This window comes from Bradyrhizobium pachyrhizi (assembly GCF_001189245.1).
Taxonomy (GTDB): domain Bacteria; phylum Pseudomonadota; class Alphaproteobacteria; order Rhizobiales; family Xanthobacteraceae; genus Bradyrhizobium; species Bradyrhizobium pachyrhizi.
In genome coordinates this window covers 14914-39090 of sequence record NZ_LFIQ01000072.1, presented here as the reverse complement: position 1 = coordinate 39090, position 24177 = coordinate 14914, and the positions used below count along the sequence as shown (strand labels likewise).

Sequence of the window (24177 nt, the reverse complement as noted above, 5' to 3'; positions counted from 1 at the left end):
GCGCGACCCGTTGGCTTCATCCGGGCTACGATCCAAGCGTAATCAATTCACCCGCGTCCAGGTCTGGCCGCCGCAGAACATGCCGCCGAACGCACAGCCCTGGACGCGTAGCGTGTCGGGGCTCTTCATCGCGATGGTGGAATCGTAGGTGCTGCCGCTGTTCGGATCGAAGATGCGGCCGCTCCACTTGTCCTTGCCCGGCTTCATGTTGATCAGAACCTGCTCGCCGTTGGCGTTCGATTTCTTGTCGACGGCGTAGCCGCAGAGATTGGCACCGCATTGCTCAATGCGGATTTTGCCTTCCTTCTCTTCGGTGATCCAGACGCCAAGCGGCGAGTTCGCTGCTTGCACGGGATTGGCGAGCGGCTTGGGCGCTGGAGCGCTCGGCGAGGCGGCACCGACGGTTGGAGCGGTGGTGGGCTTTGCAGCAGGCGCGGCATTTTGCTGGACGGCTGGCGGCGCGGGCGGCGGCGGTGTGGTCGCGGCTGTAGCTGAAGGCGGCGTGGCCGCAACACCCGTGCTGGCCGGATCCGTCGTGGTTGCGGCAGGCGCCGGCGGGACGGCGGCCTGATCGAGGGCTGGCGGAGCAGCCGCTGCGGGCGCGCCGGACGGCGCGGCCTGGGAATCCGTCTTAGCGTCCGTGTTGGCTTCCTTCGGAGCCTTGCGCTTCTGCTCGGTGTCCTCGCGTTTGGCGCGCTTGGTGCCGCGGGGAGTATTGTCGTAGACGCCGGGGATCGAAACCGTGCCGCGATCGGGATCGATGCGAATGGTGCGGCCGCCGTAATCGAATGTGTACTGCGCCTGCGCTGCGGCCGTGCTCGCCAGCACGAGCGTGGCGATCGCCAGTAGCTTTCTCATCTCGACCTCCGGTGCAGGGAACCCCGTTCGCAAGGCTATCCGGTGCCCACCTCGTTGAACGTGTCCCAGATCACGGTCAGAACATGAGTCGTATCCTTGCGGCTTAGGTTCAAATCGCTGGATTACGGTCTGGTTTCAGGCCGTGCGCTTCAAATGATGAGCGTGACGCGGGCTATTCGAACCACGCGGCGTAGATCTTCGCGTAGCCGCCATCTTCGCGTGCGATGTGAAGCCATTGGTCGACGAACGCCTTCAAGGCGACGTCGCGCTGCATCCAGTAGGCCTTTTCCGCGAAGTCGAACGGCTTGTCGGGATGAACGGCGCACAGCACGCCGGGATGCAGCTTCTGCTGATAGCGCGTCTCGGATGCATCGGTCATCATCAGGTCGGCATCGCCCTTGGCAATCTCGTCGAAGATTTTGGTGTTGTCGTTGAAGACCCGGATCTCGGCGGTTTTCACATGGGCGCGCGCGAAGCGCTCATTGGTGCCGCCGGGATTGACGATCACGCGGGTGCCCGGTTTGTCGATCTCGGCGATCGTCTCAAACTTGCCCTTGTCGGCACAGCGCGCGATCGGCGTCTTGCCCTCGCGCATGATCGGCGTCGAGAACAGACCCTTCTTCTGCCGATCGAAGGTGATGGAGACGCCGCCCATCGCGATGTCGAAATCGTCGGCCTCGAAATCCCTGGTCATCTGCGGCCACGACGTCGGCACGAACTCGACCTTGACGCCGAGCGCCTTGCCGAGTGACTGCGCCATGTCGACATCGAAGCCGCGGAAGGCCTTGGTCTCCTTGTCGAGATAGGTGAAGGGCAAATAGTCGCCGGTCATGCCGACCCGCAGGATGCCGCGCTTGACGATCTCATCCAGCCGGGACGGCGCCTGCTGCGCGTGCGCGGTGGACAGGAGCAAGGCGAAGGCGAGGCCGACCAGCGCGCGAAACATCGAGGTCTACTCCATCCGCATTTGATTGCGATGCCCGAAGGGCACGTATCGCGTCTCAGGCCTCGTTGCTGTCCTTTGCCTGAACGACGCTCGCAGTGCGGCTGAGCATCTCGTGCTTGAAATGCTCGAAGCGCCGCCGCGCTTCGGCCTCGCGATCGTCGACGAATTTGATCGCGGCGTCCCGCTCCATCGGGCCGTTGACGAGTGGGGTCGATGCGTCACCGACGGTCTCGTCGACATAATATTGGGCGCCGTCCTGGCGTACCGTCCAGCGGAAGCGCAGCGCGGCCATCGGGCCTGGGCCGGACCTGGAATAGCCATTGGCCTCGATCGGTTGGGGCGGCGGCTGGATCGGCTCCGGCTCCGCTTCCGGTTCGCTTGGCTCCGGTTCACTTGCCTCAGCTTTACTTGGCTCAGGCTGTTCGACCGGTTCGGGCTGCTCGATCGGAGGCGGCTCGACCGCCGACGGCTCGGCGGGCGCGGCTTCGACGGACACGGTCGTGATGGACACGGTCTCGACTGATACGACTTCGACTGACGACGGAAGGGGCGGCGGCATCGCGATGGAGACCGGAGGCTCCTTGGCAGGCTCGGCTTCCTTATCCGCCGTCTTGTCAGACGATTTGGCCTTCTCGGGAGGTGTCGTCGTCTGATCGAGAATGCTCGCGATTGCAGCGAGCGCATTGTCGGTCGGGTCACTCACGGTTCGGTCTCCCAGGCTCGGCGTTGGCGGAATCGCGCCGACGCCATTCCTATCTACCTGATGTGACTGGCCTTTGTCAGCCCGGGCGCTTCGGTGGGGCCTACGCGCAAATCGGCGGACGCCGGTCCTTCCAGGGGCGGACCTGTTCGAGCTGGCCGGCCAGGCGGAACAGCAGTCCTTCCTCGCCGAGCTTGGCCGCGAACATCATGCCGAGCGGCAGACCGGCCTTGTTCCAGGCCAGCGGCACCGACATCGCCGGCTGTCCGGACATGTTGAACATCGAGGTGCCCGGCATGTAGCGGCGCAGCACCGGCGCGATGTGGCCGAGGTCCTCGGACATCGTGTTCAGCTCGCCGAGGCGGAGCGGCGGCGCGCACAGCGTCGGGCTGAGGAAGATGTCGCAACCTTCGAAGAAGGTCGCAAGCGCGCGCGAGATCTGGAACGCTGCAAGCTGCGCGGCCACGTAGTCGGCCGGGTTCATCTTGGTCGCATTCTGGGCGCTGGCGAGCGTGAGCCGCTCGACATCGTCCGACGTCAGGGTGCGCCCGACGCGCTGCTCGAGCAGACGGATGGTCAGCGCCGTGTTGCCGCCGACGATGGTCGTCATGACCGCGGCGGGATCGGCCGCCAGCGGCGGCGCACGCTCCTCGACATGATGGCCGAGCCCCGCCAGGAGCTTGGCTATGTCGCGCACCGCCGCGGCGATCTCGGGATCGATGGCATCGCCGTAGGGCGACTTGTCGGTGAAGCTGATGCGCAAATGGCCGGGATCGCGGCCGACTTCCTGCGAGAACGGTCGCTCCGGCGGCGGCGCGACATAGAGGCTCGACGGCTCCGGGCCGTGGATCGCATCCATCATGACCGCGCTGTCGCGGACGCTGATGCTGAGCACGTGGCCGACCGAGAAGCCGCCCCAGCCTTCGCCGCGATCGGGCCCGCAGGGGTTGCGGGCACGCGTCGGCTTCATGCCGAACACCCCGGACGCGGAGGCGGGGATCCGGATCGACCCGCCGCCGTCGCTGGCATGCGCGACGGGCAGGATGCGGGCCGCGACCGCGGCCCCGGCGCCGCCGGACGAGCCGCCGGAGGAATGGTCGAGATTCCAGGGATTGCGGGTCGGGCCGAACAGGCGGGATTCGGTCGTCGGCATCAGGCCGAATTCTGGGCTCGAGCTCTTGCCGAAGATCGCAAGCCCGGCGTCGAGGAAGCGCTGGGCCAGCGTGCCGTTATGATCGGCGACGAAGTCCTTCAGCAGGCTGGCACCCGACGTGGTGCGTGTGCCCTCGAGCAGATCGAGGTCCTTGAGCAGGAACGGCACGCCGGTGAAGGGACCGTCAGGCAGCCCCTTGGCGATCTGGCGCTCGGCGTAGTCGTAGTGCTTGACGACCACTGCGTTGATCTTGGGATCGACGGCGGCAGTGCGCGCGATCGCTTCGTCGAGCAGCTCCTTCGGCGTCACGTCCTTGTTGCGGACGAGTTCGGCGAGACCGACCGCATCGTAGTTGCCGAATTCCTTGAAGGCCATGTGGGTACTCCGCATCGCCGGGCCGATCTTTTCGGATCGGCCGCGGCGCAAACGAGGAAGGCTGAAAGCTCAGCCGAGGACGTCCTGGTTGATCACGTTCTGGCGCAGCGGATTGCCATCCAGCACGCTCAGGATATTGCGTGCGGTCTGCTCGCTCATGCGATCGACGGCCTCGACCGTGACGCCGGCGACATGCGGCGCCATGATCACGTTGGGCAAAGCGTGCAGGGGCTGGCCGACCGGCGGCGGCTCGAGCTCGAACACGTCGAGGCCGGCGCCGGCGAGCTTGCCTGACACCAGCGCGTCGTGCAGCGCCTTCTCGTCGACGATGCCGCCGCGGGCAGTGTTGATGAGATAGGCGGTCGGCTTCATCAGCCTGATCCGCGCGGCGTTGAACAGCCCGACCGTTTCGGGATTCTTCGGGCAATGGATCGTGACGAAATCCGCCCGCGGCAGCGCCGCTTCGAGGCTCGGCACGGCCTCGCAGCCCGCTGCGGTAATCTCGCTGGCGGGCTTGTAGGGATCGTAGACCAGCACGTTCATTTCCATGGCGAGGCAGCGCTTGGCGGTGCGGGAGCCGATGCGGCCGAAGCCAACGATCAGCACGGTCTTGCCGTAGAGGTCGAACGGAAGCACGCCGAGCCGGCTCGCCCAGGTGCCGTCCTTGACCATCGTGTGCATTTCCTGCGCGCGCTTGGCCAGAGTCAGCATCATGAACAAGGCTTGTTCGGCGACCGACGGCGAGTTCGCGGTGCCTGCGACCATCAGCGGCACCTTGCGGCGCGACAGCGCCGGAACGTCGACGGCGTCATAGCCGACACCGATCCGGGTCACCACCATCATGCCCTTGGACGCCTCCAGCTCCGCCTCGCCGAAGCGGGTTGCGCCGAGCGCCACGCCATGGACCGGCGCATGCTGCTCGAGCATGGTCTGAAAGTCCTTGGCGGAGATCAGGTTGGGAAATTCGATGAGTTCTACGTCGTCCCGCTCCTTGAGGAGCACCCGTGCCCCCGGAGACAGAGTCTGGGTGATGAAGATCTTCTTCTTGTTGGTGGCCATTTCCTGCCCTTGAGGTTTCTTGTGCGCCGTCAAAGGACGGCGCCGGTCACCTCGTTTAGCAAATGCATATTGTTGAGGTCCACAGCCAATCGGAGCGGGGTGCCATCCTGCGCGCCGGCATTGGGATTGACCCGGCCGCAGACCTGGGTGCCCTCGAGCGTGAAATAGACCAGAGTCTCCATCCCCATCGGCTCGGTGACGTCGAGCATGGCGTCGAACGGCTCGACGCCCGGATCGGCATGCGGCCGCGCCTCCATGACGTGCTCGGGCCGGATGCCCAGCAACAGCTTGTCGGTGCGGGAGAGAGCCTGGTAGCGGGCGGCGCGTGCCGGCGGCAGCGCGAAGGTGAGGCGATCGGTCAGTCGCACGTTGAGCTTTCCGCCGGTGTCCTCGAGCCGACAGGGCACGAAATTCATCGCGGGCGAGCCGATGAAGCTGGCGACGAACCGGGTCGCCGGCTTGTGGTAGAGCTCGTTGGGCGTGCCGATCTGCTCGATCCTGCCGTGATTCATCACCACGACGCGGTCGGCGAGCGTCATCGCCTCGACCTGGTCGTGGGTGACGTAGACCGTCGTGGTGCGGACCTTCTGATGCACCTTCTTGATCTCGATCCGCATCTGCACGCGCAGCTTGGCGTCGAGGTTGGAGAGCGGCTCGTCGAACAGGAACACCTTCGGATTGCGCACGATCGCCCGTCCCATCGCGACGCGCTGGCGCTGGCCGCCGGAGAGCTGCTTCGGCTTGCGGTCGATCAGGTCGGTGATGTCGAGCATGCGGGCGGCCTCGGTGACCCGGCTCTTGATCTCGGCCTTGGGATAGTGCTTCAGCCGCAGACCGAACGACATGTTCTCGGCAACGGTCATGTGCGGATAGAGCGCATAGTTCTGGAACACCATCGCGATGTCGCGGTCCTTCGGCGGCACGTCGTTGACGACGTCGCCGCCGATCATGATGTCGCCGTCGGAAATGTCCTCGAGGCCGGCGATCATCCGCAGCGTCGTCGACTTGCCGCAGCCGCTCGGCCCGACCAGCACCACGAACTCATGGTCGGCGATATCAAGGTCGATGCCGCGCACCGCCTCGACCTCATCGTAACGCTTCACAACCTTCCGCAAACTGACATCAGCCATAAGTTCAACCCTTTGTCGCACCGGCGGTCAGGCCGGCAATGTAGTAGTCCATCAGGAAGGCATAGATGATCAGCGGCGGTGCGGCGCCGAGCAGGGCGCCGGTCATGATCTGTCCCCAGTTGAAGACGTCCCCCTTGATCAGGGTCGTGATGATGCCGACCGGCAGCACCAGCTGATCGGTCGATGTCGTGAACACCAGCGGATAGAGGAACTGAGCCCAGGAGACGGTGAAGGCGAAGATCGTGGCCGCGATCAGGCCGGGCAGCGCGACCGGGATGAAGATCCGCGTCAGCGTCTGGAACCAGCTCGCGCCGTCGATGATCGCCGCTTCGTCGAGCTCCTTCGGGATCGAGGCGAAATAGCCGATCATGATCCAGGTGCAGAACGGCACCGTCAGCGTCGGGTAGATGAACAGCAGCACGTACCAGCGATTGACGAGCTGGATGCCGGTCCAGTCGCCGAACACGGCGAACATCTTGAACAGCGGAATGAACAGCAGGCTGTCCGGAATGAGATAGGTGAGGAACACGCCGGTGGCGAGCGTCGCCGAGCCCCAGAATTTCATCCGCGCCAGCGCAAAGGCCGCCGGCACGCTGATCAGCATCGTGATGGTGACCACGATGATCGAGACCCAGGCCGAATTCCAGAAAAAGCGCAGGAACTGGTTCGAGGTCAGGAGCTCGATGTAGTTGCTGAGGGTCGGATGATAGACCCACCACGGATTGGTCGCGGCCGAGATCTCGGCGCTGCTCTTCAGCGAGGTGATCAGCATGTAGATCGGCGGCGTCAGCGAGAAGATCGCAAACAGCACCAGGAAGAAATAGGACCAGCGTAGCGCCCAGGCGCGGTCGCGGCTCATGCTGCCGTACTTGACCTTGCGGGTCGGTCCGGACTTGTCGATCGTCAGCGAGCTCATCAGGCTTCGTTCCCGCGTTTGGTGATGTCGCGCAGGATGAAGATCGCCGCGACCGCGAGGATCGGCACCATGAACAGCGAAACGCTGGCGCCGAGCGGCACATCGCTGCCCTCGATACCGACGCGGAACGCCCAGGTGGCGAAGATATGGGTGTGGTCGAGCGGCCCGCCTGCGGTCAGGATACGCACGATGTCGAAATTGGCGAAGGTCACGATCAGCGAGAACAACGTCGTGATCGCGATGATGTTGCGCATCATCGGCAGGGTCACGTACCAAATGCGCTGCCACCAATTGGCGCCGTCGATCGCAGCCGCCTCATAAAGCTGGTCGGGCACCGATTTCAACGCCGCCAGATACATGATCATGAAGAACGGCGCGCCGTACCAGACGTTGACCAGGATCACCGAGAAGCGCGCCCACATCGCATCGCCGGTCCACGGGATCGGCCCGATGCCGAAGAAGGAAAGCGTGTAGTTGAAGGCGCTGTAGGAGGGGTCGAACAACCAGAGCCACGCCAGCGTGCTCATCGCCGGCGGGATCACCCACGGCACCAGCAGCATGCCGCGCCACTTGCGCTGCTTGTTGGCGGGTACGTTGTGCACGAAATGCGCGACGATGAAGCCGAGCAGGGCTTTGAAGATCACCGCCGAGATCGCGAAAATGCAGGATTGCTTGACCACCAGCCAGAAGGTGTCGCGCTTGAACAGGAACTCGAAATTGCCGAACCCGACGAACTTCGTCATCGCCTTGTTCAGCGTCGCGAGGTGCAAGGAGTAGAGGGCCGGGTAGAGCACCAGGATCGCGATCAGGAGGATCAGCGGCAAGGTCATCAGGAACGCGGCCATCGACTTGCGCCGCAGCGCGTTGCGCAGGCCGACGCGCCTTCGTCCCGACTGGGCAGCGGCTGCGCGGTTGGATTGGAATGCGACATCAACCATAACGCAGGTCCCTCGCGCGGGTTGGTTGCACAGCTCGCCGGTTCGGCGGCCGGTCAGTGAAGACGGGACCTCGCGCGGCCAACATCACGGGCGGTCGCGCGAGATCTCGCTTGTCGTCAGCTTCGCATGAAGCCCTCGCACTCGCCCTCGGCCCAGGCGAGCGTCTTTTCCATGCTTTCACCCTGGTAGTACCGCAGGCACATCTTGGTCAGCGTGGCCTGGAAGTAGATCTGCTGCGCGATCTTGGGCGGCGCGGGCGAGGCCGCAATCGACAGCGTCTGGTGCTTGTAGGGGTTGGGATAGTGGTAGAGCGTCCCCTTTGGCGGCGTTTGCTCCGCCCAGACCTTCAAGGTCGTGAGCTTTTCGTAGGCCGGCAGGTCATAGCCGCCGCTTGCGACCACCATCTTCTCGATCGATGCGGGTTGCGACAGGTGGGACAGCAGGCTCTTGGCCGCCTCCTTGTTCTTCGAGAACGACCAGATCGACCAGAAGAACGGCAGATAGGGCGCGAAGCGTCCCTTCGGCCCGGCCGGGAACCCGTGCGTCCAGCACTGCTCCGCGACTTGCGGAGCATCGCGCTTGGCGACCGCCCATGCGCTCGGCGGATTCAGGATCATCGCGCCCTTGCCGGCAACCAGCCACTTGTTGTTGGAAGCGTCGTCCCATGCCGACACGTCGGGCGGCAGGAAGGCGAGCAGCTTCTTGTAGTAGTCGAGGGCCTGGCGCACCGCATCGGTCTTGACCGTGAGGTTGCCCTTGGCATCCACCAGCTGCGCGCCGAAGGACTGGAAAATCGCACCGGCGGTGTCGACGCTGTCGCTGGTTTCGCCGAGGCCGATACCGAACGGGAATCCGGCCTTGTGGCAGGCTTCGGCTGCCTTGAGGAACGTATCGAGGGTCCAGTTATCGGCTTTCGGCTCGCTTCCGGCCGGATACATCTCCTGCACGTCGATGTTGGCATGTTTCTTCATCAGGTCGATGCGTGAGCAGGGACCCTTGATCTGGCTGCCGACGCTGGCGGGAACGCCGAGCCATTTGCCGCCGGCCTGGCCGAGATATTTCACCGTGCCGTTGACATCGCCGTTCAGCTTGATGAGCGGATCCATGATGTCGTTGACCGGCTCGAGCAACTCGGCGTTGGCCTGCGGCCACCATGTCGGCATCTGGAAGATATCGTGACCGGATTTCGCCTGCGCCTCGGCGGCAATGGTGACGATGTTCTTGTTGCCCTGGCTGGTGATGTAGTCGATCTGGACCTCGACTTTCTCCTTGGCAGCCCATTCATTGACCAGCTCGGTCGACGCACTGTTCGCGCCGGGCACCCAGTGATCCCAGAAGCCCATCGAGAGCTTTCCGGCTGCGTAGGCGCCACGCACGTAGGGGGCTGTAATCAGCGCGGCCGATGACAGCGCTGTCGCTGCGACGAATTCTCGGCGCGAGAGCTTCTTCCGTGACATGGCATTCCCTCCCTGGTAGCCAACGGACAAAAGGCTTTTTTGAATCCCGTTGTTGTTTTTGTGCGTCGCGTTTGCGCGACGTCGCGGGATTGCGTTGACACCGATCAGAACAGAATTGCCGGCATCTGTCGAGAAACGAGATGCTGATGCCAACTAGAACTAACGTTGTGGTCAAATAGCAGGCAGTGTCGTTCGCATCATTGCAGTTGCCGGCGGTTTGCCGCGCGTCTTACGATCATGCTGCGACGCACGCGGGGGGTGACGCAGACAAGGTCGGAGGCGGTGCGCGGTTGAGCCGCAGCTTTCCGGTCGAGCCTTAGCGAACTCTGTTCCGCCGTGGTGATGCCCGGTGCGGCCGATAGACTTGCCGAAGCCGGAAACGCTAAAGTCCGGATTCGTCAAACCTGCTCCCGCATCAATTCCGCAATCCACCACCGATCATGGAGACCCGATCATGCTCATCCCGGTAGCGAAGCTGCGAGCGCAATGGAGATTGTGCGCCGCGGTTGGGGCCGCCACCGTCACGTTGCTCGCAGCGCCTCATCGGGTCGATGCGCAGATCGTGCAGGGCGTCGAAAAGGGTGCGCGCGAGGGCAACAAGGCCGCCGGGCCGGTCGGCGGCGTCCTCGGCGGAGCCATCGGCGGCGTTGTCGGGGTGGTGACCGGCGTGACCGGGGTGTTGACCGGCAACAATGGCAACAGCGCCAACCCCAATGCCGGCAGCGGCAAGAACGCGCAGGCCCCGGCGGCCGGCGCCAAGGCCACCAAGTCGGCCAAGGCTGCCGCCAAGGACAAGGGCGCGAAGCAGGCACCGACCGTGCTGACCCAGGCCGGCGCGCCGCAGCTGACGGCCGAACAGATCGTCGCCAACAGCGACGCCAACATCGAACGGATCAAGAAGGAGCTCAACCTGACGCCGGAGCAGGAGAAGAACTGGGCCGGCTTCAACAGTGCGATGCACTATCTCGGCCACAACGGCGCCGACCGCCTCAACCTGCGCATCGCGCGGGCGCAGCGCGATCCGCCGGATGACATTATCGAACAGATGCGCAACGAGGCCCAGTTCCTCAATGACCGGGCGGTCGATCAGCGCGGCGTTGCCGACGCAGCCGAGCCGCTGTTTGCCAGCCTCGACGACAAGCAGAAACAAATCTTCATCAACGAAATGGTCCGCCTGAGCCACGAACGCGGGCTCGACTGAGGAAATCTCGCCGGCCAGTGGGGACGAATAGCCGGGCCACCAAGCCCTGGGGTAGGTTAAAGGCGCAGCACCCGGCTATTCTGCCGCAGCGGCGCGGCCCGGTTAATTCGTCATTCAATGTTGAAGAAAAACGGACCGGATCACGCCCGAGTGATGGCCGAGTCAGGGCCTTGTCGGGAACCATCCACAGCGCCTGAGGCCAGCGCGGATTGAGCCGTCAATGACCGGGACATCGGCGCGCAAAAGCGGCGATGTCCTTCGGACGCTATGCCGGCAACCCGCGATCCGGAAACGCCGGCGCTTAGCTCTTCGGGAAGTTCAGCTCCACACCGACGCCGTCCGGATCGTAGAGGAATATCTGGGTGTCGCCGGTGCGCGGCACGATCTGCTCACGGAAGGTGACGTTCTTCGACTGCAGGCGCTTGCGCACGGCCTCGACGTCGCTGGCAGCAAAGGCGATGTGGTCGAGGCGGCCGGTGTCCTCATATTTCTTCTCGGTGCCGCGCACCACGATGCCGTCGCGCGGCTTGCGGGTGCCCATCAGATGGACGGTGGCCTGGCCGCCGGAATAGAGCCAGTAGCCGGGGAAATCGAGCGGCGGCCGTTCGCCGTTCTCGAGCCCGAGCACATCGCAATAGAAGGTCTTGGTCTTCTCCAGATCCTGCGGCTCGATGGTGTAATGCTGTAGTCCGCCCAATGGCATGGTTCTTCTCCTTGAGAAATCGGGTTAAACGAAGCTGAGGTCGGCATCGACGCCCAGCATCCAGGCGCCGACGGTCTCGAAATGGCTGAAGCGGCCCTGCAATTGCTGGGTCACGGTGTGAATGTCGCGGAAGCGCCGCTCCAGCGGATGGCCGTCGAAGATCGCGGTGGCGCCGGCGGTGTTGTAGGCGAAATCGACGGCCTCCCGCGCCTTGTGGATGGCGTGCGTGGCCGCCATCCGGATCGTCATGCGCTGCGCGACCGTGATGCTGTGGCCGGCAACCAGATCCTTCCAGATGTCGGCCATCGACTGCAGCAGGAAGGCGCGGGCCGCGCGCAGATTGACCTCGGCCTGGGCGAGGCCGGACTGCACCACGGCATTGTCACGCAGCGTCTTCTTCATGCCGCGCGGCACCTTGTTGCGGGCGACGTCGACGAAATTGTCGAGCGCGCTGCGGGCAATGCCGCAGGCGACCCCGGCAAAGCCGATCTGGTAGCAGGTGTGGTTGCTCATCCGGTACAGCGGGCCATCCTCGCGGCACTCGCGGTCGAATTCGCGGGTGATCGAATGGTCCGCGCGGACGAAGAAGTCGTCGAGCGCGAACTGGTCGCTGGCGGTACCGCGCAATCCGACCGTGTTCCAGATGTCAGTCCATGCGACGTCCTCGGTCCGCACCAGCATGGTGCGCTCGACCTGCTCACCATTGGCATCCCGGCGCGGCGCGCCGTCCGCGGCATAGACCGGGCAGTGCGCGCCGAGCCAGGTGGCGTGCCGCCCGCCCGAGGCAAACGACCAGACCCCGGTGACGCGATAGCCGCCCTCGCACTCGATCGCCTTGACCTTCGGGCCGGGGCCCCAGGCCAGCACGGCACGCGGGTCGGCAAACACTTCCTGCGCGACCGGCAGGTTGAGATAGGCCGCCGACATCGCGCAGCCGCCGGCCTGGCTCAGACACCACGCCGTCGAGGCATCCGCCTTGGCGATGGTCTCGATGGCATGGAAGAAGGTGACGGGATCGGTCTCGATCCCGTCGGTTGAACGCGGCAGCAAAAGGCGGAACAGCCGCGCCTCATGCAGCCGGTCGAGCAGGTCGGGCGGCAGGCGGCGCGTCGTTTCGATATCGTTGGAGGCGGCCGCCACCGCGTCCCTGATCGCCTCGGCGCGGGCGATCACGTCGCGATCACCCATAAGGTCCGCAGAAGTCACATTCATGTTCGCCTCCCTCAGGCGCGCCGGATCGTCGCGGAGGCCGCGACGTCGGCCGTCGCGTTGAGCTCCTTGTCGATCTGCTCGATCGATTTGCCCCGGGTCTCGAGCCCGAAGAACAAATAGACAGCACCTGCCATCAGAAACCAGCAGCCGAGATAGACAAAGGCGGTCGGAATCTGGGTCAGTGGCACGTCGGGCTTGAGGTAGTTGTTCGAACCGACGATCAGCGCGAGCCCGACCGGCCCGATGATCTTGCCGATGCCGCCGAAGCCATAGGCCGACCCCATCCCCGTGGTGCGCAGATGCGACGGCCAGACTTCCGCCGCGTAGGGACCGACGATCGCAAAGCCACCGTCGGCGAAGAAGAAGGCGGCGGCCAGCAGCAGCCAGAACGCCGACATGCCGAACAAAGTTGCGTCGTAGTGGTAGCCGGCAATGATGGTCAGCGCGCCAGCGCCGAAGCCGAGCAGGCCGCCGGCAACACGCCGTCCGAGCAGCTCCGAGAAATAAGAGAACGAGATGCGGCCGAGGAAGCCGGTGATGCTGAGCAGGATCATCATCTTGGCGGCTTCCTGCGGCGTCACCTTCAGGAGCAGCACGAACAGCGCGGGGGCCCATAGCGTGATGCCGTAGACGCCGGTCTGCGCGCCGGCATTGCCGAGCCAGGAGACGATCAGGCTGCGCGGATATTTGAACAGATCGAACCAGCTCGTCGTGACGATCGGACCGGCGTCGGCCGCGCTCGGCAGCGGCAGCTCCGACGGCGGCACCTGCAGCGCCCAGGCCAGCGACTTGCGGGCTTCGTCATAGCGTCCTTGCCGGCACAGCCAGCGCGGCGACTCCGGAACCCAGATCCGAACCAGCAGCACCAGGACCGACGGCAACACGCCGATCGCAAATAGCAGCCGCCATTGATCGGTTCCCATGACGGCTCCGAGCACCGCACCTAGGCCGACACCGAGCGGGATCACGCAGGTGACGAGGCCGCCGATCCAGCCGCGCTTGTGCGACGGCATGAACTCCTGCACCAGCGGCAGGTCGACACAATAAAGACCGCCGACGCCGGTGCCGACGAAGAAGCGCAGGATCGCCAGATAGACCCAGCCATTATCGGGGGTGAAATAGAGCAGGCCGGTCGCGATCGAGAAGTTCAGCACCGTGCCGATGAAGACGATACGCCGCCCGACCCGGTCGGCGAGCCAGCCCCACAGGTAGGCGCCGAGGATGGCGCCGATGCCGGAACTCATCAGCACGGTGGCCGACTGGCCGAAGGTGAGCTTCCACGGTCCAATCAGGAACGCGAGCACGAAGCCGATCAGGAAGTAGTCGAAGAATTCCAGCGCATCGCCGATGATGGCCGCCGCAAGGATCTTGATCTGGTTGCCGGTCAGAGTCGTCCGGCGATCGAGAATCTCGAACATGGCGCGTTTCCCCATGGCGCCTGTTCATTGTTCCCCGGAGCGTGCGTCGCGCCAGCGCATCGCCCATAGGATGAGGCTATCCTCGCGCCAGCGCGAACGACAAGCCCGCGCCGACGCGGGGCTCATCTGCATTGGCGCGATAAGCGGTTCGGCTTACTGCTGCGCACAAATCGTGGTGCGAAAGCCCGATGTGAGCCGACGGAGCCGTTGACTTCTGCAATGCCGATCGCTCACGTTTGCGTGGAGGAAGCGGGGAGCAGCCGGGTGGACGAAAAGCGCAAGCATCCGCGAACCGAGGTCAATGAACCCGGCTATGTCTCGTCGGGCGGTTCGGTCATGCATTGCACGATCGTGAACATCTCGCCGGAAGGGGCGGCCATCGAGGTGGAGAATCCGGCCTTCGTCCCGCACCGATTCCGCCTGGTGATGGCCCGCGACGCCTCTGTCGTCCATGAGTGCCAGGTGATCTGGAGCAAGAAGACGCGAATTGGAGTGAGTTTCGTGGCGACCGCCTGAGCGCGGCAATCTCGATTGGGGACGCCCATGAACCAGCGTGCCAAGGGGGCCCGGGTTTCGTCACTGGAACAGCAGGTGATCCGCCGATGACTCCGGAACCTGCAACGATCTGCCTTGGCTGCTGGCAAAACCTGCATATGCCGATCCCGTTGCGCGGTCCCTTGGCGGCGCCGTTCCGTCTGTTCGGCGTCCGGCCGAGCCGCATGAACCCGAACACATGCACGATCTGCGAGATGGCCTTCTCGAAGATCATGAAGGCGCGTGCCGTGACCATCGATGCGACCATCCTGTTCGCCGATCTGCGCGGCTACACCACACTGACGCAGACCATCGCGCAGGACGGGCTGACCTCGCTGCTCGACGCGTTCTACGACGACTGCGCCGCCGCGATCTGGCGCTATGACGGCATCCTCAACAAGACCATCGGCGACGCCGTGTTCGCGATCTTCAATTTTCCGGTGCGGCGCGACGATCATGCCGTGCAGGCCTTGCTCGCGGCGCGCCAGATCCAGCGCAGTTTTCGCGACAGGCACGACGCGCTGGTGCGGGCGATCGGCGCCGGCGACATCGAGATCGGCATTGGAATCGGGATGGATAGCGGTGACACCAATTTCGGTGAGTTCGGCCAGGCCCACCGCGACCTGACGGCAGTCGGCACGGTGGTCAATCGCGCGGCACGCGCGCAGGCGGCCGCCAGGTCAGGCGAGATTCTTGTGACGACGGCCGTGCGGGATCGAACCCGCGACATGATCACGGCAGCCGGCGCCGATTACACCTTGAAGGGCTTCGACCAGCCCGTCACATTATTTCCTGAGTGAATTGGCTTTCGCGTGAATTGACGCGGCGCAAAAAGACGGCTCCCGCGTGCAACTGCGCGCCGAAGCCGTCGGGGATGGTCGTTTGCCGATTACGAACGCCGCCTCAACGCAAGGTCGGCGGCTTTGTTCCAGCCCGGATGAAAATCTTCGAACCGGCGTCAGCGCCACATGCCGCGCATCCGGGCGCCGATATCGATCGGCGGCGCGCGGTTGGCTGCGGATGCCTGCGCGGCCGCGGCGCGCGGCCAGGTGGTCCGCTCGAACATCGGCAGCAGTCGTTCCGGGATGAAGCGGGTGCGTGAGGCATACATGTGGCGGTCGCCCTTGGCCGCCTGGCCGTGGACGAAGAAGCGCTGCGGCACCAGCAGATGCAGATCGTCCTTGGCGCGGGTCATCGCGACATAGAGCAGGCGGCGCTCCTCCTCGAGTTCGGCCGACGTGCCGGCGCCGAGGTCGGAGGGCATGCAGCCATCGACGACGTTGAGCACATAGACGGATTTCCATTCCTGGCCCTTGGCGGAATGAATCGTCGACAGGATCAGATAATCCTCATCGAGCAGCGGCACGCCAGCCTGGTCGCTGGTCGCATCGGGTGGATCGAGCGTGAGTTCGGTGAGAAAACGCTCGCGTGACGGGTAGCCGGCGGCGATCTGCTCGAGCTGAATGAGATCGGCGCGGCGTACCTCGCTGTCCTCGTGGATGCGATCGAGATGCGGTTCGTACCAGAGGCGGGCGCGTTCGATGTCGACGGGCCATTCCGAGTAGCGGAGGTTCTCGATGGCCTCCACGAACAGTCGCCAGTCCGCACCGGCGCGGGGCGGAGCGGGCAGCGCGACGAGCGCAGCAATCGGATCGGCGGCCTCGGTCATGCGGTCGAGCACCCGCTGCGCCGAGGCCGGTCCGACGCCGGGCAACAGATGGAGAACGCGAAAACCTGCAACCCGGTCGCGTGGATTGGCGGCGAAGCGCAGCAGCGCCAGCATATCCTTGACATGCGCGGCGTCGAGGAATTTGAGGCCGCCGAATTTCACGAACGGAATGTTGCGGCGGGTCAGTTCGACCTCCAGCGGTCCGCTGTGCGAGGAGGTGCGGAACAGCACCGATTGGTGCTTCAACAGTGTGCCTTCCTCGCGATTGGCCAGCACCTGCTCGACGATGTAACGGGCCTGATCGGCCTCATCGCGGATCGTGACCAGCAGCGGCTTGCGGGTCGAGGTCCGGTCGGTCCACAGGTTCTTGGTGAAGCGTTCCTTGGCGAGCGAGATCACGCCATTGGCGGCCGACAGGATCGGCTGCGTCGAGCGATAGTTGCGGTCGAGCGTAACGATCTCGGCGGCCGGGGTGAACTGGGCCGGGAAGTCAAGGATGTTGCGCACGGTGGCGGCGCGGAACGAATAGATCGACTGCGCGTCGTCGCCGACCACGGTGAGCCCGCGTCCCGCGGGCTTGAGTGCGAGCAGGATCGAGGACTGCAGGCGGTTGGTGTCCTGATATTCGTCGACCATCACATGGTCGAAGCGGCCGCCGATCTCCTCGGCCAGCGCGGTGTCCGTCACCATCTGCGCCCAGTAGAGCAGGAGGTCGTCGTAATCGAGCACGTTCTGCCGCTGCTTGGCTTCGACATAGGCCCCGAACAGCTGTTTCAATTCACTGGCCCAGCCGGAGCACCATGGGAAGAACTGGCCGAGCACGGCCTCGATCGGCATCTCCGCGTTCACGCAGCGCGAATAGATCGCAAGGCAGGTGCCCTTGGTCGGGAACCGGCTTTCGGTACGGGAGAAACCGAGATCGTGGCGGACCAGATTGATCAGGTCGGCGGAATCCTCGCGGTCATGGATCGTGAAGGCCGGGTCGAGGCCGATACGCTCGGCGAATTCGCGCAGCAGCCGCGCGCCGATGCCGTGGAATGTGCCGGCCCAATTCAGCGCATCGGTCATGACCGAGGCGCGATCGCCGAGCACACGGCGCGCAATGCGCTCGACACGGCCGGCCATCTCGCCGGCTGCGCGCCGCGAGAACGTCATCAACAGGATGCGGCGCGGATCGGCGCCAGCGACGATCAGATGCGCGACGCGATGGGCGAGGGTGTTGGTCTTGCCGGAACCCGCGCCCGCGATCACCAGCAGCGGTGCGCCGACGATGCAATCCTTGCCGACCCCGTGCTCGACAGCGCGGCGCTGCTCGGCATTGAGCGCATCGAGATAGGCTGTGTTGGCAAGATCAGTCACGAATCACCCCCACGAAACGCTAACAGACATTGCGATTCATTGGGGCCGACGCGCCGAGGCGGACGCAGAGAAATTAGATTGACATTAACGTGGCGCGGCGCACAACCCCGCCATGGGTGACGTATCCAAATCCGACACGCCGCTGAAGGCGACGTTCAAGGTGCGGCTGAACGGCGAGACGGTGACGCTCGCGACCGTCGGCCAGGCCTATCGCTTCATCAGCAATCTCAGCGCCGTCGAATGGATGGAGTTCCGCTCGCTGCATGACGAGGCATTGGTTGCGCTCGAGAGAGCGGCCGGTAACGCCATGCTGACGGTGCAAGCGACCAACGCGTTGCGGATGCTGTTCGTCCGCGCGAAATTGCTTTGAAAAGAAAATGAGCCGCCTTGGTGTTCCCTTGGCCCTCCAAGGCGGCCCGAGAGTGCGGCTGAAGCGCATTGCGCACCCGGCCGTCGCGTGTACCGCCGTTACCTTGTTTGCGGCCATAACGAACAGGGCCTTACGCAACCACCGCCGATTCGGCTGTAGCCGCGGCACCACAATCAGGAGCCAACGTCGTCGACCAAGCGGTCATACACGAGTGCGGACCGGAGGTTCATGGTTGCGATCTTCAGATAGCCCGGCTCGCGCATGGCGTTGTTGAACATCATGATCGCCGTCTTCCAGTATCCGCGCTCGCGCTGATCCAGGTTCAGCGCGGACAGATAGTCCGCGGCGTCGCCGACCGTCGCGAGCGTTCGCCCGTCCTTCAGCGTAATCGGGAACGCAAGCGGCGACCGCTTCTCCAACTCCAGCACGTCAGGCTCCCCCAGGACCAAGCAGCAATAAGACAAAGCAGCAATAACAGGAACAGACCTAGCTGCGCCGCTATATCAAAGCCTTCAGGGGACGTCCGGCCTGGTTGGAGCGGACGGTTCAGAAAGAATCCGCCAGCGCGATCTCCGCCTTCAGCGCACCGATGCGCCGTTCGGCTTCCTCGGACGTCAGGTCGCGGGCGTACTGGTTCGGCTGATAGGCCTCCTCGGCGAGGCTCCTCAACCGCAGCGCCTGGGCACGGGTCATCAGCCCGCCAAGCCGCTCCGCAACCCCACCATATCTTACCGCTGCCACGCTCATTGCTTGCCTCGCTTGCTGGATCGTGACTTGACAATATGTTCTATTTTTGTTCTAACAAGCCATGGACAATAAGGTCAATGAAATTCGGCGCAAGATCAGCACGTTGCGAGCTGAGATGAGCTTGATCGAGGCGTCGATCCGGGATCAGGTCAACCGCGACCTCGATTGCAGCGAAGCATCGTACCGGCTGATGGCGATGCGAGCCGAAGTGGCCCAACTGGTCGGCCGGTGGAAGGCCGCCGGCGGCGGCGAGCGTCTCCCCACGGTCCGGGAGCGGCTCAGCCGGAGCTTCGAGGATCGCGCCGGCACGAAGGTCAAGGTGGACAAGGACAAGGCGAAGCCTACGCCCGGTCACAGCAACGCCCGGGTGTGATCCGGCGGTTCGCCCAAAGAAGGGAGCCTCGAACGCCGGCTCAGGCCCAAATCAGGTTTCAAGGCAGGAACCCGAACCGCAGGATCTGCATTTTCTTGTGGTGAGAGCCAACACCATAGCATCGCCCAGCGCCATGATCGCCGATCCGACCGCGCCACCGCGGGCATCGATGAATGACGATCGCAGTCCGCTGCTGACGCTGATCTCCTGCATCAGCTGCATCAGAACGATGCGGCTCGAGAGCAGCCATCCGGGCAGTGAGGGCAGGGATATTCTTCAGTACCGCTGCGAGCAATGCAGCCGCATCGAGCGGGTGCAATTGGTGCGCCGAAGCTGGCCGGCGGAACGCTAGCCTTTCGATTTTGAACTAAAGCGCGATGAGATTAGGTTGAATCGTCATCGCGCTTTGGCCTTTTGTTTGAGCATGATCTTTTCGGAAAACCGCTTCGCACTTTTCCGGATCATGCTTTAGGAGCGGGCTTTCGCCTTTGGTCTTGCCGCGACGTCATGCGCGGTGGCATCGAACTCGCTCGAAGCGTTGCCGGATGGCCCGCTCGTCGCGCTGCCGACGCTGTGCCCCGTCAACTTTGCGAGTTCGCGGCTGAGGTCGTGGATGTGGTACGGCTTGCGTAACACCGGAAAGTCGGACCTCACGTCGCGTGCGCTCGCGCTGTAGCCTGTCGTCAGCAGGATCGGCAGCTCGGGCTTTCTGTCCCGGATCGTGCGCGCCAGCTTCAGTCCATCGATCCTGCCGGGCATGACGATGTCGCTGAACACCACATCGATTCCGTTGGCGTCGATCTCCGACAAGGCGGCCTCCGCGTTCGAGGCCCAGCGCACGGTGTAGCCGAGCTGTTCGAGCAGGCCCGTGCTCGCATCGGCGACGGCAGGATTGTCCTCGATCAGCAGGATCGTGGCCAAGCCGGGCGCGCTGTGCCCCGTGGCCGTGCGCTTTGCGGCCGCAGTTCCCCGCGGCAGATAGATGCTGACCGTCGTGCCCTTGCCGAGCGCGCTTGCAATCTCGACCCGGCCATCCGCCTGGTGTGCGAAACCGTGAACCTGGGACAACCCAAGGCCGGTCCCTTTGCCGACCGGCTTGGTGGTGAAGAAGGGATCGAAGACCTTGTTCATGACATCGTCGGGAATGCCTTCGCCGGTGTCGGTAATGCTGACGACCACCTGGGCGGCTTCCGGGACATTGCGCGCCGCAACGGTCAGCGTGCCGCCGTCGGTCATCGCATCCCGGGCATTGACCACGAGGTTGATCAGTGCGGTCTCGAATTCCGTCGGATCGACGAAGATCGGCCAGAGATCCGGTCTGATCTCCATGTTCAGCTTGATCGCGCCGCCGAGCGCGCTGGTCAAAACCTCTCGTACTGCGGTGACCCTGTCAGCGACGTTGATGCTCTGCGGATTGACACTCTGCCGACGCGCGAAGGTGAGGAGCTGCCTGGTCAGGGACGCGGCACGCTCGGATGCGGTTTCGATGGCGCTGAGTGCAAGCTTGCTCCGCTCGCTCGTCACCTCGCGCTTGATGCGGTACAGATTGCCCGAAATGACCATCAGCAGGTTGTTGAAGTCGTGCGCAACACCGCCGGTCAGCTGGCCGAGCGCATCCATCTTTTGCGATTCCGCAAGCTGACGCTGCACCTGTTCGAGCTTCTGTTGCGCCTCGCGGCGTTCGGAAATATCCCGGGTGATCTTGGCGAAGCCGACCAGAGTGCCGTCGGTATCGCGGATCGGATCGATCACGACGCTCGCCCAGAAGAACGAACCGTCCTTGCGGACCCGCCAGCCTTCCTCCACGTAATGCCCGGTCTCTTCCGCGATCTTGAGCGCATGGGCGGGCTTGCCGGCAGCCTGGTCGGCCGGCGTATAGAACCGCGAGAAGTGCTGGCCGATGATTTCGCCGGGCGAATAGCCCTTGATGCGCTCGCCGCCGGCGTTCCAATTGGCGACGATGCCGGCCGGCGTCAGCATATAGAGCGCATAGTCGGTGACATTGCTCACCAGCAGGCGGAACTGGCTTTCGCTGGCCTCGAGGTCCGCGCGCGCCTGACGCCGCTCGGTGATGTCGCGGGTAACCATCGCGTAGCCGACGAGCTTGCGCTTCTCGTAGATCGGATCGATGACCACAGCGGCGTAGAATTGCGACCCGTCCTTGCGGACAGACCAGCCTTCGGCCGCTGAGTGCTTTTCCTTCCGCGCCATCTGCAGCGCTCTCGCCGGAACGCCGGATGCGCGGTCTTCCGCAGGATAGAAGACCGCGAAGTGCTTGCCGAGGATCGCCTTGGCCGGATAGCCCGTGATGCGCTCGGCGCCCTTGTTCCAGTTGATGACGCGGCCATCGGGGCCGAGCATGCAAATGGCGTAGTCGACCACGCCGCCAGCCACCTGCCGGCGATCGTGCCGGCTCTCGACGATGCCCCGTTTGAGTTGTTCTGATTTCTTAACCATCACCGATCCTGCCCCCCGCCCGAAACGCGCGGGGGCAGTCAATGTTCCATGCGAACGCAAGGGCCGGACGATCAGGGCCGGCTCCGTCGTTCTTCGGAAAAGTTCGGCCAACGGTCGGAACTTTTGGTTCCAATCGCGATTAAGGTACTCGGTTTGCGTCACAAATTGCGGCTTTGGCGTTTTCCCGCTTGAATAGATCAAGGGCAGTCATTCTTATGGTCACACTGGCTTTTCCGAGTCTCTGGATTCGCGGCCAGCGCGTAGGGGAAATTACATGACCGATCTCGGTTCGTCGCCTCGTCCCCGTGCTGATACGCGCCGCAGCCAACAATCAAACGGAAGCCTCGATTCCTCGCATGACCTGCTGCAGTCGCTGCAGGCGATGCGCGCCGGCGACTTCTCAGTCCGGATGCGTGGCGACTATCTCGGCATCGACGGCAAGATCGCAGACGCCTTCAACGAAATCGCAGCCGCCAACGAGCGCATGGCGCAGCAATTGGCGCGCGTCGGCCAGGTCGTCGGCCGCGAGGGACAGACCCGCCAACGCGTCAATTTCGGCCTCGCCAGCGGCGCCTGGGCCGACATGGAGAGCTCGGTCAATACGCTGATCGACGATCTGCTGTGGCCGACCCGCGAGGTCACCCGCGCGGTCGCTGCGGTGGCGCAAGGCGACCTGCTGCAGACCGTGCAGCTCGACGTCGAGGGCCGGCCGCTGCGCGGCGAATTCCTGCAGTCGGCGAACATCGTCAACACGATGATCAAGCAGCTCTCGGTGTTCACCTCGGAGGTCACGCGCGTGGCGCGCGAAGTCGGCACCGAGGGCAAGCTCGGCGGCCAGGCCCAGGTGCCGGAAGTGACCGGCGTCTGGAAAGACCTGACCGAGAGCGTCAACTCGATGGCCAACAACCTGACCGGCCAGGTCCGCAACATCGCCGAGGTGACGATCGCGGTCGCCAACGGCGACCTGTCCAAGAAGATCACGGTCGACGTTCGCGGCGAGATCCTGCAGCTGAAGGAAGCCATCAACACGATGGTCGATCAGCTGCGTTCGTTCGCTTCCGAAGTGACGCGCGTGGCACGCGAGGTCGGCACCGACGGCAAGCTCGGCGGCCAGGCGATCGTGCCCGGCGTCGCCGGTACCTGGAAGGACCTCACCGACTCGGTGAACGCGATGTGCGGCAACCTGACCGCCCAGGTACGCAACATCGCCAACGTGACCACGGCCGTGGCGCGCGGCGACCTGTCGCGCAAGATCACGGTCGACGTCAGCGGCGAGATTTTGGAGCTGAAGGACACCATCAACACGATGGTGGACCAGCTCAACGCGTTCGCCGGCGAGGTGACGCGCGTGGCGCGTGAGGTCGGCACCGAAGGCAAGCTCGGCGGCCAGGCCAATGTGCTCGGCGTTGCCGGCACCTGGAAGGATCTGACCGACAACGTCAACTTCATGGCGTCGAACCTGACCGCGCAGGTGCGCAACATCGCCGCCGTGACGACGGCGGTCGCGGGCGGCGACCTCTCCAAGAAGATCACGGTGGACGTGCGCGGCGAAATCCTCGAGCTGAAGGACACCATCAACACGATGGTGGACCAGCTCAACTCGTTCGCTTCGGAAGTAACGCGCGTGGCGCGCGAGGTCGGCACCGAGGGCAAGCTCGGTGGCCAGGCCCAGGTGCCCGGCGTTGCCGGCACCTGGAAGGACCTGACCGACAACGTCAACTTCATGGCGTCGAACCTGACCGCGCAGGTCCGCAACATCGCCGACGTCGCGACCGCGATCGCCGGCGGCGACCTCTCGAAGAAGATCACGGTCAACGTGTCGGGCGAGATCCTTCAGCTGAAGGAAACGCTGAACACGATGGTCGACCAGCTCAACGCGTTTGCGTCGGAAGTGACGCGCGTGGCGCGCGAGGTCGGCACCGAAGGCAAGCTCGGCGGCCAGGCCGAGGTGCGCGGCGTCGCCGGCACCTGGAAGGATCTCACCGACAGCGTCAACTCGATGGCGTCCAACCTGACCGCGCAGGTCCGCAACATTGCCGAGGTCGCGACCGCGGTGGCGAAGGGCGACCTGTCGAAGAAGATCACGGTGAACGTGTCGGGCGAAATCCTTCAGCTGAAGGAAACGCTGAATACGATGGTGGACCAGCTCAACGCCTTCGCGGGCGAGGTGACGCGCGTGGCGCGCGAGGTCGGCACCGAAGGCAAGCTCGGCGGCCAGGCCGAGGTGCGCGGCGTCGCCGGCACCTGGAAGGATCTCACCGACAGCGTCAACTCGATGGCCGGCAATCTCACGGCGCAGGTCCGTAACATCGCCGAGGTCGCGACCGCGATCGCCGGCGGCGACCTGTCGCGCAAGATCACCGTCGACGTGCGCGGCGAGATCCTTCAGCTGAAGCAAACGCTGAACACGATGGTCGACCAGCTCAACGCGTTTGCGTCGGAAGTGACGCGCGTGGCGCGCGAGGTCGGCACCGACGGCAGCCTCGGCGGCCAGGCCAACGTGCCCGGCGTCGCCGGCACATGGAAGGACCTGACCGACAACGTCAACTCGATGGCCGGCAACCTGACCGCACAGGTCCGCAACATCGCGGAGGTGACGACC

Annotated in this window: 23 protein-coding genes; 7 read left to right on the top strand and 16 right to left on the bottom strand. The window is 64.3% G+C overall.

All coding sequences use genetic code 11. The features are described 5' to 3' along the window. Nucleotides 1-42: 42 nt before the first annotated feature. The 9 genes from AKL29_RS14760 to AKL29_RS14720 all read right to left on the bottom strand — a co-directional run bounded on the left by AKL29_RS14760 (nucleotide 43) and on the right by AKL29_RS14720 (nucleotide 9532). Entirely contained in the window at nucleotides 43-858 is an 816-nt protein-coding gene (locus AKL29_RS14760; RefSeq protein WP_050384698.1) for a DUF2147 domain-containing protein, read from the bottom strand. Nucleotides 859-1030: 172 nt separating this feature from the next. Further along, entirely contained in the window at nucleotides 1031-1804 is a 774-nt protein-coding gene (locus AKL29_RS14755; protein WP_050384697.1) for a transporter substrate-binding domain-containing protein, read from the bottom strand. Nucleotides 1805-1859: 55 nt separating this feature from the next. Then, nucleotides 1860-2507 (bottom strand): hypothetical protein, encoded by a 648-nt coding sequence (locus AKL29_RS42845; protein ID WP_050384696.1) that lies wholly within the window; start codon nucleotides 2505-2507, stop codon nucleotides 1860-1862. Between the two features lie 100 nt (nucleotides 2508-2607). Then, nucleotides 2608-4032 carry an amidase gene (locus AKL29_RS14745; protein ID WP_028332029.1) on the bottom strand — a complete coding sequence of 475 codons (1425 nt, stop codon included), beginning with the start codon at nucleotides 4030-4032 and terminating at the stop codon, nucleotides 2608-2610. A gap of 69 nt (nucleotides 4033-4101) precedes the next feature. Next, nucleotides 4102-5091 (bottom strand): hydroxyacid dehydrogenase, encoded by a 990-nt coding sequence (locus tag AKL29_RS14740; RefSeq protein WP_050384695.1) that lies wholly within the window; start codon nucleotides 5089-5091, stop codon nucleotides 4102-4104. Nucleotides 5092-5120: 29 nt separating this feature from the next. Next, nucleotides 5121-6221: an ABC transporter ATP-binding protein gene (locus tag AKL29_RS14735; RefSeq protein WP_028332027.1), complete on the bottom strand. Its 1101-nt coding sequence runs from the start codon at nucleotides 6219-6221 to the stop codon at nucleotides 5121-5123. 4 nt (nucleotides 6222-6225) lie between these two features. Further along, a complete protein-coding gene (locus AKL29_RS14730) occupies nucleotides 6226-7137 on the bottom strand; it encodes a carbohydrate ABC transporter permease (RefSeq protein WP_016847559.1) in 912 nt (303 codons plus the stop codon). Then, a complete protein-coding gene (locus AKL29_RS14725; protein WP_050384694.1) occupies nucleotides 7137-8075 on the bottom strand; it encodes a carbohydrate ABC transporter permease in 939 nt (312 codons plus the stop codon). Before AKL29_RS14725 ends, AKL29_RS14730 begins: the two co-directional genes overlap by 1 nt. A 116-nt stretch (nucleotides 8076-8191) precedes the next feature. After that, nucleotides 8192-9532: an ABC transporter substrate-binding protein gene (locus AKL29_RS14720; RefSeq protein ID WP_028332025.1), complete on the bottom strand. Its 1341-nt coding sequence runs from the start codon at nucleotides 9530-9532 to the stop codon at nucleotides 8192-8194. Between the two features lie 454 nt (nucleotides 9533-9986). Here AKL29_RS14720 and AKL29_RS14715 point away from each other — a divergent pair, with 454 nt between their 5' ends. Next, entirely contained in the window at nucleotides 9987-10733 is a 747-nt protein-coding gene (locus AKL29_RS14715; protein WP_028332024.1) for a Spy/CpxP family protein refolding chaperone, read from the top strand. A 301-nt stretch (nucleotides 10734-11034) separates the two neighbouring features. On the opposite strand, the gene AKL29_RS14710 is transcribed toward AKL29_RS14715, so the two are convergent. From AKL29_RS14710 to AKL29_RS14700, 3 genes are read right to left on the bottom strand one after another with little or no spacing between them, the layout of a single operon-like run. Next, nucleotides 11035-11436 (bottom strand): VOC family protein, encoded by a 402-nt coding sequence (locus tag AKL29_RS14710; protein WP_028332023.1) that lies wholly within the window; start codon nucleotides 11434-11436, stop codon nucleotides 11035-11037. 24 nt (nucleotides 11437-11460) lie between these two features. Further along, nucleotides 11461-12648 carry an acyl-CoA dehydrogenase family protein gene (locus tag AKL29_RS14705; protein WP_082190598.1) on the bottom strand — a complete coding sequence of 396 codons (1188 nt, stop codon included), beginning with the start codon at nucleotides 12646-12648 and terminating at the stop codon, nucleotides 11461-11463. A gap of 11 nt (nucleotides 12649-12659) precedes the next feature. Beyond that, nucleotides 12660-14066, bottom strand: coding sequence for an MFS transporter (locus AKL29_RS14700; RefSeq protein ID WP_050384691.1), 1407 nt, complete (start codon nucleotides 14064-14066; stop codon nucleotides 12660-12662). A 219-nt stretch (nucleotides 14067-14285) separates the two neighbouring features. Here AKL29_RS14700 and AKL29_RS14695 point away from each other — a divergent pair, with 219 nt between their 5' ends. Beyond that, nucleotides 14286-14582, top strand: coding sequence for a PilZ domain-containing protein (locus AKL29_RS14695; RefSeq protein ID WP_157347729.1), 297 nt, complete (start codon nucleotides 14286-14288; stop codon nucleotides 14580-14582). Nucleotides 14583-14668: 86 nt separating this feature from the next. Further along, complete coding sequence (locus tag AKL29_RS14690; RefSeq protein WP_050384690.1) at nucleotides 14669-15400, top strand: adenylate/guanylate cyclase domain-containing protein; 732 nt, start codon at nucleotides 14669-14671, stop codon at nucleotides 15398-15400. A 158-nt stretch (nucleotides 15401-15558) separates the two neighbouring features. On the opposite strand, the gene AKL29_RS14685 is transcribed toward AKL29_RS14690, so the two are convergent. Beyond that, complete coding sequence (locus tag AKL29_RS14685; RefSeq protein ID WP_050384689.1) at nucleotides 15559-17628, bottom strand: ATP-dependent helicase; 2070 nt, start codon at nucleotides 17626-17628, stop codon at nucleotides 15559-15561. Nucleotides 17629-17740: 112 nt separating this feature from the next. Here AKL29_RS14685 and AKL29_RS14680 point away from each other — a divergent pair, with 112 nt between their 5' ends. Then, nucleotides 17741-17998, top strand: coding sequence for a hypothetical protein (locus AKL29_RS14680; RefSeq protein ID WP_018271640.1), 258 nt, complete (start codon nucleotides 17741-17743; stop codon nucleotides 17996-17998). Nucleotides 17999-18171: 173 nt separating this feature from the next. Here the strand turns inward: AKL29_RS14680 and AKL29_RS14675 are convergent, their stop codons facing one another. Continuing rightward, nucleotides 18172-18426, bottom strand: a complete 255-nt coding sequence (locus AKL29_RS14675) for a hypothetical protein (protein WP_016845793.1) — start codon at nucleotides 18424-18426, stop codon at nucleotides 18172-18174. A 118-nt stretch (nucleotides 18427-18544) separates the two neighbouring features. Beyond that, complete coding sequence (locus AKL29_RS14670; protein ID WP_050384688.1) at nucleotides 18545-18745, bottom strand: DUF3072 domain-containing protein; 201 nt, start codon at nucleotides 18743-18745, stop codon at nucleotides 18545-18547. Nucleotides 18746-18806: 61 nt separating this feature from the next. Between AKL29_RS14670 and AKL29_RS14665 the strand changes: the two genes are divergently transcribed. Then, entirely contained in the window at nucleotides 18807-19118 is a 312-nt protein-coding gene (locus tag AKL29_RS14665; RefSeq protein WP_050384687.1) for a hypothetical protein, read from the top strand. 133 nt (nucleotides 19119-19251) lie between these two features. Beyond that, entirely contained in the window at nucleotides 19252-19470 is a 219-nt protein-coding gene (locus tag AKL29_RS14660; protein WP_016845796.1) for a hypothetical protein, read from the top strand. A 116-nt stretch (nucleotides 19471-19586) separates the two neighbouring features. On the opposite strand, the gene AKL29_RS14655 is transcribed toward AKL29_RS14660, so the two are convergent. Next, entirely contained in the window at nucleotides 19587-21575 is a 1989-nt protein-coding gene (locus AKL29_RS14655) for a PAS domain S-box protein (RefSeq protein WP_050384686.1), read from the bottom strand. Nucleotides 21576-21849: 274 nt separating this feature from the next. Between AKL29_RS14655 and AKL29_RS44845 the strand changes: the two genes are divergently transcribed. Continuing rightward, the coding region (locus tag AKL29_RS44845) for a HAMP domain-containing protein (protein WP_430648876.1) at nucleotides 21850-24177 on the top strand (2328 nt) is incomplete at its 3' end.

Excerpts from the sequence above, each read along its gene's own strand:
- AKL29_RS14760 (WP_050384698.1), bottom strand. The coding sequence starts at position 858 with ATGAGAAAGCTACTGGCGATCGCCACGCTCGTGCTGGCGAGCACGGCC.
- AKL29_RS14755 (WP_050384697.1), bottom strand. The coding sequence starts at position 1,804 with ATGTTTCGCGCGCTGGTCGGCCTCGCCTTCGCCTTGCTCCTGTCCACC.
- AKL29_RS14745 (WP_028332029.1), bottom strand. The coding sequence starts at position 4,032 with ATGGCCTTCAAGGAATTCGGCAACTACGATGCGGTCGGTCTCGCCGAA.
- AKL29_RS14740 (WP_050384695.1), bottom strand. The coding sequence starts at position 5,091 with ATGGCCACCAACAAGAAGAAGATCTTCATCACCCAGACTCTGTCTCCG.
- AKL29_RS14735 (WP_028332027.1), bottom strand. The coding sequence starts at position 6,221 with ATGGCTGATGTCAGTTTGCGGAAGGTTGTGAAGCGTTACGATGAGGTC.
- AKL29_RS14730 (WP_016847559.1), bottom strand. The coding sequence starts at position 7,137 with ATGAGCTCGCTGACGATCGACAAGTCCGGACCGACCCGCAAGGTCAAG.
- AKL29_RS14725 (WP_050384694.1), bottom strand. The coding sequence starts at position 8,075 with ATGGTTGATGTCGCATTCCAATCCAACCGCGCAGCCGCTGCCCAGTCG.
- AKL29_RS14720 (WP_028332025.1), bottom strand. The coding sequence starts at position 9,532 with ATGTCACGGAAGAAGCTCTCGCGCCGAGAATTCGTCGCAGCGACAGCG.
- AKL29_RS14715 (WP_028332024.1), top strand. The coding sequence starts at position 9,987 with ATGCTCATCCCGGTAGCGAAGCTGCGAGCGCAATGGAGATTGTGCGCC.
- AKL29_RS14710 (WP_028332023.1), bottom strand. The coding sequence starts at position 11,436 with ATGCCATTGGGCGGACTACAGCATTACACCATCGAGCCGCAGGATCTG.
- AKL29_RS14705 (WP_082190598.1), bottom strand. The coding sequence starts at position 12,648 with ATGAATGTGACTTCTGCGGACCTTATGGGTGATCGCGACGTGATCGCC.
- AKL29_RS14700 (WP_050384691.1), bottom strand. The coding sequence starts at position 14,066 with ATGTTCGAGATTCTCGATCGCCGGACGACTCTGACCGGCAACCAGATC.
- AKL29_RS14695 (WP_157347729.1), top strand. The coding sequence starts at position 14,286 with ATGCCGATCGCTCACGTTTGCGTGGAGGAAGCGGGGAGCAGCCGGGTG.
- AKL29_RS14690 (WP_050384690.1), top strand. The coding sequence starts at position 14,669 with ATGACTCCGGAACCTGCAACGATCTGCCTTGGCTGCTGGCAAAACCTG.
- AKL29_RS14680 (WP_018271640.1), top strand. The coding sequence starts at position 17,741 with ATGGGTGACGTATCCAAATCCGACACGCCGCTGAAGGCGACGTTCAAG.
- AKL29_RS14670 (WP_050384688.1), bottom strand. The coding sequence starts at position 18,745 with ATGAGCGTGGCAGCGGTAAGATATGGTGGGGTTGCGGAGCGGCTTGGC.
- AKL29_RS14665 (WP_050384687.1), top strand. The coding sequence starts at position 18,807 with ATGGACAATAAGGTCAATGAAATTCGGCGCAAGATCAGCACGTTGCGA.
- AKL29_RS14660 (WP_016845796.1), top strand. The coding sequence starts at position 19,252 with ATGATCGCCGATCCGACCGCGCCACCGCGGGCATCGATGAATGACGAT.
- AKL29_RS14655 (WP_050384686.1), bottom strand. The coding sequence starts at position 21,575 with ATGGTTAAGAAATCAGAACAACTCAAACGGGGCATCGTCGAGAGCCGG.